The 16,517-nt window shown below is 70.3% G+C and carries 14 protein-coding genes and 1 pseudogene; 7 read left to right on the top strand and 8 right to left on the bottom strand.

The genetic code is table 11. From position 1 onward, the window contains the following. Positions 1-17: 17 nt before the first annotated feature. The 3 genes from J7E88_RS09600 (at position 18) to J7E88_RS09590 (ending at position 3,834) form a co-directional block, all read left to right on the top strand. Complete coding sequence (locus tag J7E88_RS09600) at positions 18-1,499, top strand: condensation domain-containing protein (protein WP_215179231.1); 1,482 nt, start codon at positions 18-20, stop codon at positions 1,497-1,499. After that, positions 1,496-2,479: a peptidogalycan biosysnthesis protein gene (locus J7E88_RS09595; protein WP_215179229.1), complete on the top strand. Its 984-nt coding sequence runs from the start codon at positions 1,496-1,498 to the stop codon at positions 2,477-2,479. Before J7E88_RS09600 ends, J7E88_RS09595 begins: the two co-directional genes overlap by 4 nt. A 503-nt stretch (positions 2,480-2,982) precedes the next feature. After that, positions 2,983-3,834, top strand: coding sequence for an SAM-dependent methyltransferase (locus J7E88_RS09590; protein ID WP_308307442.1), 852 nt, complete (start codon positions 2,983-2,985; stop codon positions 3,832-3,834). A gap of 145 nt (positions 3,835-3,979) precedes the next feature. Here J7E88_RS09590 and J7E88_RS09585 read toward each other — a convergent pair whose 3' ends face one another. Both J7E88_RS09585 and J7E88_RS09580 read right to left on the bottom strand, forming a co-directional pair. Then, the gene (locus J7E88_RS09585; RefSeq protein WP_215179225.1) at positions 3,980-4,342 is read right to left on the bottom strand and encodes a hypothetical protein; all 363 of its coding nucleotides are present in this window, start codon (positions 4,340-4,342) and stop codon (positions 3,980-3,982) included. 190 nt (positions 4,343-4,532) lie between these two features. Further along, entirely contained in the window at positions 4,533-5,219 is a 687-nt protein-coding gene (locus J7E88_RS09580) for a TetR/AcrR family transcriptional regulator (protein WP_215179223.1), read from the bottom strand. Between the two features lie 499 nt (positions 5,220-5,718). On the opposite strand from J7E88_RS09580, the gene J7E88_RS09575 reads away from it, so the two are divergent. Further along, positions 5,719-6,558: a hypothetical protein gene (locus J7E88_RS09575; protein WP_215179221.1), complete on the top strand. Its 840-nt coding sequence runs from the start codon at positions 5,719-5,721 to the stop codon at positions 6,556-6,558. A 363-nt stretch (positions 6,559-6,921) separates the two neighbouring features. Continuing rightward, entirely contained in the window at positions 6,922-7,326 is a 405-nt protein-coding gene (locus tag J7E88_RS09570; protein ID WP_215179219.1) for a ChaB family protein, read from the top strand. A gap of 63 nt (positions 7,327-7,389) precedes the next feature. On the opposite strand, the gene J7E88_RS09565 is transcribed toward J7E88_RS09570, so the two are convergent. The 3 genes from J7E88_RS09565 to J7E88_RS09555 all read right to left on the bottom strand — a co-directional run bounded on the left by J7E88_RS09565 (position 7,390) and on the right by J7E88_RS09555 (position 9,292). Continuing rightward, complete coding sequence (locus J7E88_RS09565; RefSeq protein ID WP_215179217.1) at positions 7,390-7,656, bottom strand: hypothetical protein; 267 nt, start codon at positions 7,654-7,656, stop codon at positions 7,390-7,392. 294 nt (positions 7,657-7,950) lie between these two features. Beyond that, positions 7,951-8,367, bottom strand: coding sequence for a DUF2795 domain-containing protein (locus J7E88_RS09560; RefSeq protein WP_215179215.1), 417 nt, complete (start codon positions 8,365-8,367; stop codon positions 7,951-7,953). A 178-nt stretch (positions 8,368-8,545) separates the two neighbouring features. Beyond that, positions 8,546-9,292 (bottom strand): SDR family oxidoreductase, encoded by a 747-nt coding sequence (locus tag J7E88_RS09555; protein WP_215179213.1) that lies wholly within the window; start codon positions 9,290-9,292, stop codon positions 8,546-8,548. 521 nt (positions 9,293-9,813) lie between these two features. Here J7E88_RS09555 and J7E88_RS09550 point away from each other — a divergent pair. Next, entirely contained in the window at positions 9,814-11,100 is a 1,287-nt protein-coding gene (locus tag J7E88_RS09550) for an MFS transporter (protein WP_215179211.1), read from the top strand. Between the two features lie 128 nt (positions 11,101-11,228). Here the strand turns inward: J7E88_RS09550 and J7E88_RS09545 are convergent, their stop codons facing one another. Next, complete coding sequence (locus J7E88_RS09545; RefSeq protein ID WP_308307440.1) at positions 11,229-11,858, bottom strand: DUF6099 family protein; 630 nt, start codon at positions 11,856-11,858, stop codon at positions 11,229-11,231. Positions 11,859-11,861: 3 nt separating this feature from the next. Further along, complete coding sequence (locus tag J7E88_RS09540; protein WP_215179209.1) at positions 11,862-12,422, bottom strand: RNA polymerase sigma factor; 561 nt, start codon at positions 12,420-12,422, stop codon at positions 11,862-11,864. 542 nt (positions 12,423-12,964) lie between these two features. Here J7E88_RS09540 and J7E88_RS09535 point away from each other — a divergent pair. Next, a complete protein-coding gene (locus tag J7E88_RS09535) occupies positions 12,965-13,243 on the top strand; it encodes a winged helix-turn-helix domain-containing protein (RefSeq protein ID WP_251022366.1) in 279 nt (92 codons plus the stop codon). 133 nt (positions 13,244-13,376) lie between these two features. On the opposite strand, the pseudogene J7E88_RS09530 reads toward J7E88_RS09535, so the two are convergent. Then, a pseudogene (locus J7E88_RS09530) lies at positions 13,377-15,477 on the bottom strand (Tn3 family transposase). Between the last annotated feature and the right edge of the window lie 1,040 nt (positions 15,478-16,517).

Below are 16,517 nucleotides of genomic sequence, written 5' to 3'. Positions count from 1 at the left end.
CGGACAGTGAGGCGAGGATGAGTACCCCGGCAGAGGTGGCGTCCGGCACGCTCGTGCACGGTGCCGGCTCCATCTGGCGGGCCTCCCCCGGGCAGCAGCGCCATTGGGCCTACCAGCGGAGGTTCCCCCGGTCGGCGTCGTTCAACATCCCCGTCGCGGTGCTGCTGCGCGGCGAGTTGGACCTCGACACCCTGGAGCGGGCACTGCGCGCCGTCACCGCGCGGCACGAGTCCTTGCGTGCCTCATTCCGGGAGGACACCCGGGGGCTCGAGACGCTGCTGTGCGGCCCTGAGCGGATTCCCGTGCACCGGCACGACCTGCGCCGGCTGCCGGAGACGCAACGCATCGACCGCCTGCGCGAGATCGGCGCCGCCGAGGCGGCGCGGCCCTTCGACCTGGCGGCGGAACCCGTCCTACGGGCGCACTTCGTGTGCATGGCGGCCACCGAGACCGTGCTGATCGTCAATTTCCATCACATCGCCTTCGACGGCTGGTCTTCCCCGGTCTTCTTCGCGGACCTGGACGAGCAGTACCGCGCGCTACGGCATGGCACGACGCCCCGACCGGCCCCTGCCGACCGGTACATCGACTTCGCCCGCTGGCAGTACCGAGCACGCGGTGACCACGGTGCCCAGGTCGACTACTGGCGCGCTGCGCTGACCCCCGTACCGCCGTCCCTGCCCTGGCCGCAGGAGGGCCGGGACGCCGATGCGCCGTGGTGGGCCGGGGACATGGCGTGGCTGGGTGTGCCGCAGGACGTGGTGGGCGCGGCGCAGCGGACCGCGCGCGAGCACGGCACCTCGCTGTTCGCGCTCGGTCTGGCGGTCTACCAGCTCGCGCTGCACCGGCTGACCGGCGCGCCCCACTTCGCCGTCGGCACGCCCTTCGCGGGCCGCACTTCGCCTCGGTGGAACGACGTTGTCGGCTTCTTCGTGAACACCCTCGTCATGCCCTACCGCTTCCGGCCCGAGCAGACGGTCGCCGAGCTGGTCCGCGAGACGCACGAGAAGGTGATGCGCGGCCACGAGAACCAGGACGTCCCCTACGGCATTCTCCTGGACACGTTCGACCCGCCGACCGAGCCCGAGCGCACCCCCTACTTCCAGACCATGTTCATCCTGCAGAACACCCCCGCGCCGCAGCGGAGCCTGGACAACGCGTCCCTGCGCACCAACAAGCTGGTCACCGGCTCGGCACGTTACGACATCACCTTCTCGCTGGGGTGGCGCAACGGGGAGTTCGCCCTGGAACTGGAGAACCGCCCCCGTCTCGTCGCCCAGGACACCGCGGTCCGCCTCGGCACCGACTTCTTCGGTCTGCTGGCGGCGGCCGCGGCCGACCCGCATGCCGAGGTGGGGACGCTCCGGCCTGCCGAGGTGCCGGTGACCGTGCAGCGCCGGGGAGACCTGGAATCGGGGGTGGACGGCCTGTTCCGCGGCATCATCGGCGACTGGCGCACGACACCGCCCGGCAAGACCTCCGCAGAGGCGCACACGTGAAGCGATGGGAACACGAGGGACTGCGCATCGCCAGTGTCGACGTCGGCGAGGCGCTGGACCGAAACTGGTGGGAATGGGCGTGGCAGGGGGAGCCCCCCGCGGACGTCATCCGCGTCGAGAACCCCGCCCCCGAAGTGTGGCCCGCTCTCGAAGAGGCGGGGTTCATCACCAAGCCGGGCTGGGTCAACTGGCAAGCGGAGCTGCGCGATTCCGAGGACGCCTTCCTCGCCGCTCTCTCCGGCTCCGAGCGCAGAAACATTCGCCTGGGCAGGCGTTTTGCCGCCGAGCACGGCATCAAGGCAGTCGTGGAACGAGGGCCTTCCGCCACCTCTCTCGAGGCCTTCCTGGAGATGTACGACGCGCAGATCACCGCAATGCGCAACGGCATCCCCTACGCCCGTCGCCAGCAGAAGGACATCCTGCGGGACCGCGACTGCTACGTCGGGGTCTTCGCGTACCACAACGCCCGCATGGTCGGCGGCTGCCTGTGCCAGATCCGCGCGGACCAGGCGATGTTGCAGTTGCGCTTTGCCGCTGCGGAACCCTCCGCTCGGGGAGGGAGGCTTCAGCGGGCGGTCTACATGGACGCGTTCCAGGCGGCCCGGGATCTGGGGCTGTCGCGCATGTCGCTGGGCAACGACCCCACCCTGTACGGGCATATCGCGGATCCGGGGCTGTTCGGCTTCAAGTCGCGCCTCGGATTCGTGCCCGTCCCCTCCCATCTGATCGACCCGGACATCGGCGGGACCGAGGCCGATCTCATCCTGAGCATGAACGCGCTCGCCGACCCCTCCCTTCTCCTCGCCTACGCGCACACACAGCCACCGCAGACGCCTCGGCCCGACGGCCCCACCACCCGCCCACCGCTGCGGCTCGTGGTGCTGACTGCCAGAACGGACGAACACCCCCCGGACATCGCCCGCCATCGGGCGGGTTTCCTGACCCGCGTCGACATCCGCACGGTCCCGTCGAGACCCTGATGTCGCCGGCAGCGAAGAGAGGCCAGGCGGCCCGCGACGGGAGCCTCACGTCGACCAAGTGGGATCCTCACGTCGACCCGGTCGCGGTCACCAGTGAGCAGGGCGGTTGCGGGGTCATGCCGAAGGTGCCCCGGAGGGTCGGTCGGGTGGGTGAACACGGTTCGGGTGGCTCCCCCGGTGAGATCCGGCTGTCCCGCCCTCATCGTCTCGCGCTGATTCCACACTCCGGTCGGGTTGCCGCCGAAGGCCGGCCTGATGACCCAGCTCCGGGGAGGCGTCGACCGCGGCTGTCACAGGCCCAGAGGCTCGCACGAGCGGCCCCCCAGGCGGGCCGCTCAGGTGTGTGCCGTCGACGGAGGCTGGTGTCAAACTTCTTCCGGCGCAAGGGACTTGGGGCACCGCATCGTAGGGCGGAGCGGCGGAGCGGCGGAGCGCAGAGTAGTCTCGCCGCGAAGGATCCAGGCGGGCACCGTAGGGGTGCGGGGAGAGGCGGAGAGCGCACTGTGGTCAAGGACAGCCGGTCGGAGACGACCTCGATACCCTTCGACGTGCCGACCTCGGCGCGTGCCTACGGGTGGATGCTGGGAGGCAAGGACAACTACGACGTCGACCGCGCCTTTCTCCTCTCCACGCTGCCGCACTTCCCCGAGTGCGTGGACATCGCCCGGCAGAACCGTCAGTTCCTCTTCCGGGCCGTGCGCCACCTGACACGGGAAGAGGGCATCCGCCAGATCATCGACATGGGCTGCGGCCTGCCGACCGACAACAATGTGCACCAGGTCGCCCAGCTCTTCGCCCCGGACACCCGGGTCGTCTACGTCGACATCGACCCGATCGTGCTGGCACACGGCCGCGCACTGCTGGCCGACGACGCCTCGACCACCGTCATCACCGCTGACATGCGGGACCAGCAATCGGTCCTCGACCATCCCGACGTGCGCCGGCTGATCGACTTCAGCGAGCCGGTGGCCGTGCTGTTCCTGTCGGTGGTCCATCACCTCACCGACGCCGACGATCCCCGGCGGATCCTTCGCACGGTCATCGACCAGGCAGCGCCGGGCAGTTACCTGGGCCTGTCCCAGGTCGTCTCCGACGACCCGGTCAGGGGCGCAGAGATGACCGCGCACATCTCGGGCGGCGGCATCCCGTGGCAGACGCGCACCCCGGCCGAGGTCGACAGCTTCCTGGACGGGCTGGAGCCGCTGGATCCGGGAATGGTCGACCTCGTCGACTGGCGCCCCGATCCGGCCCAGCCGCCGCTCGCTCCAGTGCATGCGTCACTGGCCCCGTACCTCGGTGCCTCGGACACCAACAAGGGCATCTACGAGTACGGCGGGATCCTCCGCAAGCCGTGAGGCCCGGCACGGCACGGCCCCGTCTGATCGGTCCGGGCGTCATCGGGCTCTTACGCCCGGCCGCGGGAATGGGGCAGAAATGGTTTCACACCCTCCGCCGCACAATTGCTGTTTCTTCACAGACCTGAACGGCTCGTGAATTCTTTCAGAGGCGGCGCACACGTGAGGCGACACCGTGCCCGATCAGCAGATAAATCACCGCGGGCAGCCCGTAATTGAGGAGAACACGAAGGCCGTCCGTGTCCATCGTGAAAATATCCTGTGACCACCACGCCAGCCAGTCCGCCATGCCTTCCACGAACTCGACGAAGACGTTCGACTGGTTCGCCTCGAGCAGGTAGAGCAGGATCCACAGCCCGAGGAACACGGCGGCGATGTCGGCGACCGTGTGGATGATCAGGGCCGCCCGACGCGCGCCGGACCCGTCCCCGTCGTGTGCGGAGCGGTGGCCGCCGCCCTGGTTGAGGTCGTATTGCCGCTGGTCCGGCAGGGGTTCGGTGTTGCTCACTTGAGTCCCAATCTGGCGCGTACACCGCCTCGACGGTACGGAAACGCGGTCACAGCCCAGAGGGAATTCACCGCGGTGGAGAAATCCCGGCCGTGACCGCCTGAGGGGGCGCTTTCGCGCCCCTGTCCGGAACTGCGCCATCCACGGATGAAGCGTTACACAGAGATCGAACCAGGTCCGTTTTCGACGGCTACGCCAATTCCTGCCGCACGGATGCCGCTCGGTCCGGATCTTCGCCCGCGTGACCCGGCGGCGTGAGAAATCCGTCGATCACGCGCCGGGCCTTGTGCACCGCCTCGTTGTCGCCGATGCGCAGGGCGATGTTCGCGGAGCCCAGAACCGCGTCGATCTGGAAGGCGGCCAGGTCGGCGTCCAGGTCGGCGATCTCTCCGTTGCGCACGGCTTCTCGCAGTTCACCGGCGAGGGCGGCGAGCCAGTCCTGGTGGTGGCCGAACAGCGCGTCGCGGACCGCGCCGGGCCGGCTGTCGAAGTCGGCGAGGTTCGCCGTCCAGAAGCAGCCGCCGGGAAACAGCGGCGCCTCGGCGTAGGCCACCCAGTGCTCGGTGAGTGCGCGGAACCGGGCGACGCCCCGAGGGGCGGACGACGCCGGGCGGACGACCGCGTCGAGGAACGCCTCGCGTGCGGACTCGACAGCGGCGGTCTGCAGTTTCTCCTTCGTGCCGAACAGGGTCTGGATCCCGCTCTTGCTGAGCCCGAGGTCGGTTGCGAGGCGGCCGATACTCAGCCCGTTCAGCCCCTCCAGAGAGGCCACGTCGGCGGCGTGGCGAGCGATCCCCCGGCGCGCCCGCGCGCCGCGCAGCAGGCGCCGGTCGGTGGTCCCCGCGTCGGCGTCCGAGCGATTCCCCGACTCGTTCACGCGCTCCTCCTGTCACACCCCTGCGAAAAGAATACGACCGACCGTACGTTACTTCGTGCGCCGATCGCATGCACTTCTCCGCCTCGGACCAGGCTGTACCGGCGGCGGAGTTCGTCACCGGGAGCCGCGAGATCGCGCTGCATCGGCCCGCCTGCGGCGTCGGCGGGGTTGATGTCCGTCGGTGGGGCCCGGCTGGACGACGTTCACCTCCTGGGACTTGCCACCACGACCGACTGAGCCGGCCGGGCGCCGCCCCTGCGGCTGATGGCACTCATGCCACGTGACCGACCACGGCCGGGAGCGGGACCACGGACGGGGACGGGGACGGGCGAGAAGACCGTGAGGTCACGGACGACGGCCGATCTTTGCAAAAGCATCACAGATACTGCCCAGGCCCTTCGGAGACCGCCGTTAGCGTTGCTGGCCGACCGAACCCACGCGCGAAAGCGCACAAGGCGCCGATGACTCCGGCAGCTCCGGCAGCACAGAAAGATTGCAGATGGACTACTGCTCCTCTTGTCGTCGGCACCTCAACGGCGCTCTGGTGTGCCCGGGCTGCGGCGCGTACGCGCCCGACATCGCCCCGCCCATGCACCGTGGCGAGGAGGCGGCACGGGAGCCGTTCCTCGCGGATAGGTCACCCGCCCGCCGGTCGTCGCCCGGCGACGCCGCCCCGCAGGCATCCGCGTCCGCGCGGTACGCGCCGGGCGCGGCCATATCGAACGGCGCCGCGGCGGACGCGGACGGCAGCCCGTCCGGCGGGCCGGAGACAAGCCGCACCCCGGGCCGTGCAGCCCGGCGGCGGCAGCTCGCCCGCTGGAAGAAGAACCGGCGGCGGGCCGTGGCCGGAACGGCGATCGCACTCGTCGGCGGCAGTCTGACCGTCGCCGCGCTTCCTTCGGAGTCGTCCAAGGGCAAGGCGAACGCGGTCTCGGCGCCGGACCCCGTCACCCCGGACGCGGGCCGGATGAACGCACCCGCCACGGCGTCCGCGGAGCCGAGCAGGCCCGCCACGCGACAGCCGGACACACGCCCCTCCCCCACCGCCGTACCGGGGCAGCGGACCACGGCCGTCACCATGGCCCGCACCGCCGCCACGCCCCCGCCGGCGCGCACCGCGTCACAGCCGGCCCAGCAGCCGGAGACGCAGCGGTCCGACGTACTGGCCCCGCGGCCCACCGCCGCCTCGACCGAGCAGCCGTCGGGCGCATCCGACACCGCTGAGAGCACGAGTGGCTCGAACACACCGGTCGATGACCGGCAGCCGGAGGCGACCCCGTCGCAGACGGCGACCACCTCACCCACCGAGGTGTGCCTGCTCGTTCTCTGCCTGGGCTGACGTCCCGACGCGAGTGTCACGCGTGCGGCGGGGCGCGGCCCGGCGCGCACCGTCCCGCCCAGCGGATCACGGCCTGTCGGGCGCCGCGGCGGACCCGATCGCACCGGCCGGAGTCGTACGGCGACGTCGCCGCATCACTGTCCCGCAGGCTGCCGGCCGGTCCCTTGACTGCGCGGCCGGGCGCAGGTGCCCACCGGGAGAGGTCTCTCGTCGACGCGGACGGGACCGAGCGGGGCCGACCTCCGCCACCGACCTCCGCCACCGGGGGACGCCGCGGCGCCGCTGAGCGGGCGTGCTGCCGCGCCAGGTCCGTTTTGTGCCGGACACAGGGGGCACACGCTCTGCATCCCACGGAGGTGAACCATGCCGGGACGCGAAGAGCTTCCTTCGACGCTGGAGCGTTCACCCAAGGACGCGCAGCGCACGTGGATCAAGGCCCACGATTCGGCTGTGGAGCAGTACGGCGAAGGCGAGCGGGCCCACCGGGTCGCCTTCAGCGCACTCAAGCACAAGTACGAGAAGGTCGCCGACCACTGGGAGCGGAAGGAGCAGGGGCGCAAGGGCCCCTCGGACCCGCGGGCGGCGACGCCGCGGCAGGCTCCCGCCCGCAGCGGTGAAGGCGTCGACGAGAAGGCCACCAAGCAGCACCTGTACGACCTGGCCCAGCGTCTGGACATCGAGGGCCGGTCCCGGATGAGCAGGTCCGAGCTGCTGGAGGCCATTCGCAAGGAGAACCGCTCGAAGACACGTGAAGCCCGGTCCCGGTGAGCGGGCCGTGCGGCAGTCACAGGGCAGGACGGCCGTTAGGGGGCAGCCTCTCGGGGCGGCGGCTCAGCCGACGCGTGGCCGGCTGAGCCGCCCGACTGTCAGCCCGCGCGAGCGGCACGCCTCCACCACCAGGGGCAGCGCGGCCAGGATCACACGCCAGAACCCGGCCGCGCTGTTACACGTGGTGACGTGGAGAAGGACGGTCGCACTCCCGCGCAGCGTCCTCGTGACGTCCGCGAGCACCCTCCCGTGAGTGGACGAGGCGGTCCAGTCGCGCCCCCAGGCGGACCAGAGCACCCGGGACAGCCCGGCCGCCGGGCCGTCGCCCATCGTCCGCCGGTGAGGACCCCGTAGGCCGGCCGTCCCCGGCCCAGCGCGGGGCCGACGGTCTTTCCTGAGCAGCGGCGGCGCGTGCCGGGGCCGTCCGGCACGCGCTCGTCGGGCGCGGCGCTCACCTGGGCTGCGCCGGATTCTGCGGCGTGCCGTGGAACGGCGGCCCCGGCCCCGGCGACCGGCCGATCGTCGGCGGATGCGGGGGCGGGCACCCGGGTGGACCGGCCGGGTGCCCGTTCGGGGTGAGCCCGCCCGGCGCAGCCGCCGGGCGGCACAGCCCCGTGTGGTTCCTCAGTTGGTGGGCCGGCGGCCCAGGGCCCTGACGATCTCGTCCGCGTTGTGGTAGGTGCCGCCCTTGGGGAGCTTCTGCGCCTCCGCCAGCAGCGGTCCGGGCGCGTGCTTCTCCTCCAGGGCCCGTACCAGGGCACTGCGGTCCGCCGGGAACGCCGTACGGTCGAGGTGCCGTGCGAACTCCAGGCGCAGAGCGTCGGCCTCTGCCTTCGCCTCGGCCTGATCGCGGGCCTCGCCTGGTGGTGGTACCGGTCCGCCGGGGCGCACCGCGATGTCGTCGTCCGCGGCGGGCTCCGGATCGTGGACCTCCTCCACGTGGGTGTGCTGCCCGGACCGGAGGTAGCCCTCCAGCTCGTGCTTCAGTTCGTCGTCCTCGCGCGGGCTCACCTGGTTGCTGCCTCGCTCCATGCTGTTCATGTCCTGGGCGCCTCCTTCTTCCTCCGCGGGCCCGGGGGCCTGCTGCGGGGCCGGGGGCCTGCTGGGGGCCGGGGGCCTGCTGGGGGCCGGGTACCCGGGCACGACGAACCCATACGAACCGGACATCCGGCAGAGGGCACGCCCTCGCGATCCGTACTGGAGCGGGGGGTGAGGCGGCTCAGGGCCAGGACGGTTCCCTGCGGGGCACGACGACCAGTTCGGAGACGGCGCTGCCGGGCGGCACGGAGAGGGCGTACACCAGGGTGTCGGCCACGATGTCGGGGCTCTGCAGCATGGAGACGTCGGCGTCCGGGAAGCGTTCGAGGATGAACGGGGTCTCCATGCCCCCGGCGATGATCCCGGTGACGCCGATCCCCTGGCAGTCCCGCTGGGCCTCCTTGAAAAGGGTGTGCGTGAACGCGCGCAGCCCGGACTTGCCCGCCGAGTACGGGCCGGCCTCGGTCCAGGTGCGGTTCGCCGCCGTCGAGAGGATGTTCACGATGTGGCCGCCGCCCCGCGCGATCATGCGGCGGTAGGCCTCCAGGCACAGATACATCGGGCCCAGGAGATTGGTGGTCACCACGCGGGTCACCTCGTCCGACGTCAGATGCTCGATCGGCTTGGAGACGTCCACCGCGGCGTTGTTGACCAGGATGTCCACGGCCTGGCCATCGGCGTCCAGATCCCGGAAGACGTCCGCGACCATCGCGGCGTCGCAGACGTCCATCTCCACGAAGCGGGCCTCCTGCCCGGACCGGCTCAGGTCCTCGCAGAGCTCGCGTGCCGTCTCCTTGCGCACGTCCGCCACGAGGACCGACGCTCCCGCCCCGGCGAGCCTCCGCGAGATGGCAGCCCCCAGTCCGCGGGCTCCACCGGTCACCAGTGCCTGCTTGCCTCGAAGATCGACCTGTACCGCGCTGCCCATGTCCCTGCCTTTCCTTGACTGCGCCGTCCCGGGTACCGCCGTGTGCGCCGGGAAACCACTCCGTCTCTCACTGTGACCCGGCCGGCCGCCTCCGGCACGCCGTGGTGCGCCGCCGACGAAGCGTCCGGGAGTGGCCGCCGTCACGTTCGTCAGGCGGAAACCCGCGCCGCGGCCGTCACTGTGAGCAAGCACACCAGAAGTACGCGTTCCCAAGCGGCACAAGGGATTTGGGGCTGGGCCGTGTCGGCGCGCGGCGCCGCGACCGTCGCTTCCGGTCTCGGTCTGCCACGATGGTCGACGCCGTTGCCCGGAGTGATTCGTCCCGGGTACCACGGCACCAGACAGATCCGGTGGAGCAGCCGCGCAGAGCAGCCGGCCGTCGAAGTCCGCCGTTTGCCGCACCAGCCTCCGGGCTCTCCTCCGGGTACCTCACTGTGTCTTCCTCCTCCGCCGTCCGCTCCGCCGCGCCCACGCCCGCTCCCGACGACCGCTCGCCCTGGCGTTCCCTCAGGTACCGCAGCATGCGCTGGTGGTCCGTGGCGAACTTCGTCTCCAACGCCGGCACATGGATGCAGCTGACGGTGCAGAATCTCCTGGTCCTGCAGATCACGGGATCGGCGGCGGCGACCGGTCTGTCCATGTCCGTGCAGGCGGCGCCCGGCCTCCTGATGGGCCTCGCGGGCGGCGCCGCCGTCGACCGCTGGCCCCGCAAGCTGACCGCGGCCGTCAGCCAGGCGCTGCTGGGCGCGGTGGCGTTCCTGACGGCCGTCCTCGTGGCCGTCGACCAGCTCAACCTCGGCATCCTGATGGCGCTGGCCGCCGTCACCGGCATGATCGCCACGGTCGACGGGCCCGCGTGTGCGCTGCTGGGCAACGACCTCGTCCGCACCGACGACGTGCCCTCCGCCATCGGCGTGGGCTCGCTGGTGCACAACGCCGGCCGGCTCGCGGGCGCCGCCCTCGCCGGTGTGACGGTCGCGTTCCTGGGCACGGCCGCCGCCTATGCCGCCAACGGGCTGTCGTTCCTGTTCGTCACCGGTGTCATTCCCTTCCTCCGTCCGGTGCACGAGGCGATCACACAGCCGCGTGGACAACGCGGCCCGGCGCGCACGCCGCTGGACACCGGGGGCACCCGAGGCGCGAAGCCCAAGGACGACATGACGATGCGTCAGGGCATGGCGTTCTTCCTGCGCCGGCCGCGCCTGGTCGCCCTCGCCGGCATCAGCGGCATCAGCGCCGTGTTCGGGCGCAACTACGGCCTGACGCTGGCCGTCCTCGTCACGGGTCCGCTGGCCGGCGGAGCCGGTGCCTTCGGCACGGTCTCCACGGTTCTGGCGGTGGGAGGCATTCTCGGCGCCGTGCTCGGTGCCCGGCTGCGCCGGCCCTCCGTACGGCTCGTCGGCACACTGGCGGCCGCGGGCGCCCTGCTCCAGGTGGTGGCGGGACTGTCTCCGTCGCTCGCGGTGCTGCTGGTCCTCGTCCTGCCCATGGCCGTGGTCGAGTCGGTGTCCGACACCGCCGGCACGACGGTCCTCCAGACGGACCCGCCGGCACATCTGCGGGGCCGCGTCCTCGGCGTCTGGGGCAGCATCCGCACGCTGTGGGGTCTGGCGGGACCCCCGGCACTCGGGCTGCTCATGGAACTGGCCGGAGCGCGGGGCGCCCTGGTCAGCGGTGGACTGCTCATCGCGGGCGCGATCGGAGCGGGCTTCGTGCTGCACCGCCGCCGTACGGCACCGGCCGTGGTGCTGCGCACGGAGGAACCGGTCGCGGCGGCCAAGCGGCCGGACCTGATCGCGGTGGCCTGATCCACCGGCCGCGGCTGTGTGCCGGCCCGGCCTGTGCCCGCGCGGCAGGCCCGGCCGAGTGGCGCAGGCCCCGCCCACGGCCGAACAGCGGCCGAAGCCGAACGCCGCCGCCTCGTCACTCACGGGGTTCAACTTCCGCCAGCCCCCCACGTCAGTGATTCACGGTCCAGGTCCGCGAGCCTGCGCAACAGCCCGCGCACGAGGCCGGAAGACTCGTCGGCCGCATCGATGGCCTCGATGCACTGCCAGTAGACGGATTCGTCGTCGGTGACCATCGCAACTCCGACGAGTGCGATGCCGACGTCACCGAGCAGTCCAGCCAGTGCTTCCAGAGTGCGCGCAAGATCCGAGACCCCGGTTAGCATCGCAGCCCTCGGTACGCGGGTGGCCCACACGGCCGCGTCCCGGTCGATGACGCCACACCCCCTGCTCCCGGCCTCGGCAAGGCCACGTGCCCCGCCTCGCAGGTCAGCCGGGCCGGTGACCGCCAGCGCCCCACCGATTGCCTGGACAAGCGCTTGCGCCTCCAACGCCTCCGTCAAGATGTTCTCCGTCGACGGGCTCTGCGCCAGGGCATGACGGCAGGTGGCGATCAGACGCGTGGCACGACTCGCGGAAGAGGCTGAGTCACCCGACGAGTACTGGGAATTACTGATCCTCTCCCTCATTTGCTCGCAGCGCGCGGCGGTGCCTTCGGGGTCGCTCCACATCTCGTCGACTGCACGCGCAGCATCACGGAGTCGGTCGTCGATACCCATGGATCAACCTCCCTCGTCCTCGCCGAGCAGCACTCTGAGTGCCTTGCGAGCGTGGTGCAGGTGAGTCTTCACCGACCCGGTCGAGATGCCCATGATGGCGGCGATCTCATCAAGTGGCAGGTCATACTGTGCCTGGAGCGCGACAGCCCTGGCCTGCTGCGCGGGAAGCTTGCGTACCGATTCCAGGATGTCCGTGCGGGCATCGCATACTGCGAACTGATCCCTGGGCTGCACGAATCGTGAATGGTCGGGAAGCAGGTGCGGATCCGTACTCAAACCGAGTTTACGACGCGCCGCCTGCGCATCACCAAGGCGTTGGCCTGCGACCTTGAACAGCCAGGCGCGGGGATTTTCGAGGCCGCAGACCGTCGTCCAGTACCGATGGGCACTGATCATGGTCTCCTGAGCGGCATCGTCGATCACGGACGCGTCGCCCTCAAGCCAGATGAGATACCTGCGCACCTGGGGCTCCCAGCGGGCGAAGAACCGTCCGAAAAGGTCCTCACCAGTGCCCACTTCCTCCCCCCGCCCCGGTGCCCGCATCTGCCTCGCCTTGCCGGTCACCTTCCCTCATTGTCGGCGTGCTGTCAGGCATCCGGTCAAGGATCACCCGCAGTGTTGCCCGGCGTTCACGCTCCAGCCCCGCACGGACCCGGCCACGGGCCAGTTCGTGCAGAACATCCCAGTGGCTGGAGCTCCCGTGACGGCATCGGACCATCAGACCGACGACGGCGACTACGGCGGGCGCCAGGATTCCCATCAGCTCAACCGTCATGCTGCCCTGCTCCTCACTCGCATGCGGGGCACTCGCCGCCACGCTTTGTGCCCACTACAGGACCGGGGCGGCCAAACGGTTGAACGCGAAGAGGTCCAGATCGCGTTCAGACGGCTGGAACACACCGGGGTCGTCAGACGGCTATCGACAGGAGAGCCGACTCGGCCTGGCTCGTCAGCGGACTCCTCCGCCGCATCCGCCTGGTGCGCATGCGGCTTCGTTGCTGCGGCCTGACGACGGGCTTGGGGAACAGCGGGGCAGCGGTTGGCGCCGAGAAGGATCTTGGTTCTGGCCTCTCACAATGACCGTTTGTGAGGCATCGAGGTTGACAATGCGTGTACTCGCTGCTCTGGCGACGGGCCCCACCTATGTCAGCCAACTGGCCCGAGACCTGGGCATCAGCAGGGCACTGCTCCAAGTGCACCTCAAACGGCTGCAGACGGTTGGGCTGGTCTCTGGCCACATCGAAGTGTCAGACGACGGCAAGGCGATGAAGTTCTACGAAGTAATGCCGTTCGCACTGTGCCTCACACCGCAAACACTGGCGACCGCATCCGAGTCACTGACGGACAGCGCCGACCGCGGCGAATCCACCAAGAAGGGGACCTGAAACAAATGTCCGATTGGCTCATCGAGCACGTCCTCAAGGATGTGGACTGAACACCCCTCTACCCGACGCCAACAGACGCCGTCCACCGCCTCAGCGAGGACGGCGCCTGCACGTCTGCCGGACCCACCGTTGGTCAGTCGTCTGAGCCGTCCTCGTCGTCGAGTGCAACCGCGTCCGGGTCGCGCAACGGACGCAGGCCGCCGCCGGCCGGTGTGGAGGCGGTGAAGCTGTAGCGGCCGAGCACGTTGAGATTGCGGTGCTTGAGCGGGAGAGCCGGGCGATGTCCTCGTCCCGGATCTCGTGGCCCTCGGCGCGGAGCTGGGCGACGGCGGCGTCGATGTACTTCGTCGTCCAGAGCACGATGGCGTTCAGGACCAGACCGAGCGTGCCGAGCTGGTCCTCCATGCCGTCGCGGTACGCCTGATGGATGGTGCCGCGCTTGCCGTGGCACACGTCCCGGGCGAGCTTGTGGCGGGACTCCTGCACGGTGAGCTGGCGGTTCATCTGCCGGCGGTAGGTGTCGTCGACGGGGTCGACCATCCGCATCAGGTGTTCGGTCTTTCCGATCCGCCCGTACTCGGCGAACGCCTGCCCCAGCGGGGTCGGGTGGCCCTCGCGGCCGAACATCCGTAGCAGGTCGTAGGCGCGGACCTGGTTGGTGACCAGGGAGCCCGCGACCCGGAGCATGTCCGGCCACCACGTCTCGATCTTCTCCAGGTTCACTCGGTTCCGCGCCAGCGGCTCCAGCACTTCGTACGTCCCCGTCTCCACCCCGGGCATCGCCGCCCGCCAGAACCGCTGGTCGTCCAGGTCCTTGAAGCGGGGACTGAAGTTGTAGCCCAGGATCTTGAAGATCCCGAACACGATGTCGGAGTACGAGGCGTTGTCGGTGGCCACCATCTCCGGCCTCACGCCGCCGTCCAGGTTCAGCAGCGCGTCCAGGATGTGCAGGGAGTCGCGCGGCGTGCCAGGCACGACCATCTGCCCGATGCCCGCGACCTGGTCGTTGACGGCGTTCAGCCAGGTGATGCCCCGCTTGAACCCGAAGTACTTCGGCGAGGGCGCCGCGCTGATCGTGCGGACCGGGACCACGAACCGCAGCCCGTCCACCGAGGCCAGCAGCCCGTCGCCCCAGTACGCCACGATCGGCACCTCGGACTGCGCCTAGATGAGCATCGCGTTCGCCGCGGCGATCGTGTCGGCACGCAGGTAAAACTGAGCGTGCGTGACGCCTTCTCCAGCTGCGGCAACGTCGACAGGCGTTCCCTCTCCGTGGCCCGCTTCGCCGTGCTGATCAGCCGGGTTGCCATCAGGACCTGGAAGAGGTCCAGGGCCTCGTCGATGGCCTTCGCCTCAAGGTGGCGCATCACCGCGGTGAGCATCGCGGTCCGCTTGGGTTCCTCGGCGCGCTCCAGGCTCGCCGCCTTCGACCCGAGCCCGTACCGGGCCAGCGAGGCCAGCCGGTTCGGCGGGACCTGCGACAGCCGCACCCGGCCCAGCCCGAACGCCCCGATCTCATCGACCCGCTCCAGCGACCGGGCGAACGCCGTGCCCGTCGTCCGCGTCGGCGGCCGGCGCAGCCGCTCCAGCTCCGAGAACCGCGCGCCCTCCGGCGTCACCAGCATGGCCACCAGGTCCCCGGGCAGCGCCGCATCCGCGCGGCGGGCCGCTCGCGCGACCGTGGTGTGCAGCCGCTTCTCCGCGACCGCCCGGACCTCCGACACCTTCCGGGCCAGCACCGACACCCCAGGCAGCAGCACCCGGTGCCGGCGCAACCAGCCCACCGCCTGGTTGAACAGCGCCACCGGCCCCTCGGCGTGCGTCCACGCCCGCCCGTGCAGGAACGTACGGAACTTCCGCCCCCACTCCGCATCGTCGTACTCGTGATACTCGTACGCGTCCCGTATCTCCCACGCGTGCTCGTACGCCGTCGGCTTGCGCTCGGTGTAATGCTTCACGCAGCTGACGTCCTCAATGCCGAGCTGCTCCCCGAGGTACTCCACCACCGCCCACGGAACGTCCAGCGGGTCGTCCGGCAGGAACCGGCCGATGTAGCGCACGGTGCACATCTGAAGGGCGAACCCGAGCCGGTTGTGATCACCGCGCCGCTTCGCGATCAGCTTGCGGTCCTCGTCGTCGAGGAAGAAGAACCGCTCCAGCTCCGGCCGGGTCGGCTCCTCGTTGAACTTCCCGTACGAAGCCGCCTGCTCGTCGGTCAAGAACTCCACTGGCATGGACCTGACGCTAACGACGCCCCCAGCCGCTCAACGATCTTCCGCCGAACCCCAGCGCCAGATCGATCACCTGCGCTAACCGCCCATGATCACCGGCTTAGCGTTAACGGCTGTACCACTGTTCCCCGAGGCCGGGGTAGCTGCCAGTGCTTCGGCTCTCTCCCATCTGGGGGCCCTTGGCGCGCCGCAGGCCCCGACCCGGTGCTTCAGTCCCGGCCACGGCCGGAAAGCGGCCGCCCCTGATCACCGCGCTGCCCCCGCGCTGCCCGCCGCCCATGCGGCTGCCGCCCGCGGCGGCCTCGTCCCAGGGACCCGGGCCACGCGGCCGCCTGCCTCAGCCCCAGCCCCAGCATCCGCCCGGTCCCCGCGGCGGCACCGCGGCGGCACCGCGGCAGGCCCGTGTCACCATCCCCGCCGCAGCCCGGCCGCGGGCTCAAGCCCCCGGCACCGGGGTTCTTCCTTCCCGTTGGATGCAACCGGAGTATTGCTCGCCCGGACGCGGTGGAGCCGGCTTTTTCGTTCGCGGCTCGCGGACGACGGTCCTCGTGCCGCGGGGGCCTGCTCCCCGCCATGCTGCGGGCAAGAGTCCCGGTCGACCGGATCCGAACGCGCGCGTGACACCGGATCACTGAATCACGGTGACCGCTTGGCAATGCGCCACGGAGAAGCTCATGACCGTCACATCCCAGACAAGAAAGCTTCCCATCGTGTACGTCCGTGGATTCGCCGGAGATGCTTCGGGATCAACAGCGTCGTCGAGGACCCTCTTCACGGTTTCAACGAAAGGTCCACCCACGTGCGAGTGACGAGGACAACAACCCCGGCTTCCACCGGTTCGAAAGGCCCTCTGCTCGGCTCCACCTCGACGAGGGATACGACCACCACCGTGTGGGGGTGGCCGGCATCCCCCTTCCGCGGAGTGCTTGGCCGCTTCTCGGCGAGGACGCGAAAGATCCGGCTGACCGTGTCGCCGTGGAGTTGATTCACGGGCTCCGCCCGCTGCGAGTCAGGCATCGGCCCCGAGTTGCAGATCGACCGGG

The organism is Streptomyces sp. ISL-10, from assembly GCF_018614575.1.
In the GTDB taxonomy this organism is placed as follows: Bacteria; Actinomycetota; Actinomycetes; order Streptomycetales; family Streptomycetaceae; genus Streptomyces.
Note: the sequence above shows the minus strand (reverse complement) of the source record. Positions and strands in the feature narration are given on the sequence as shown.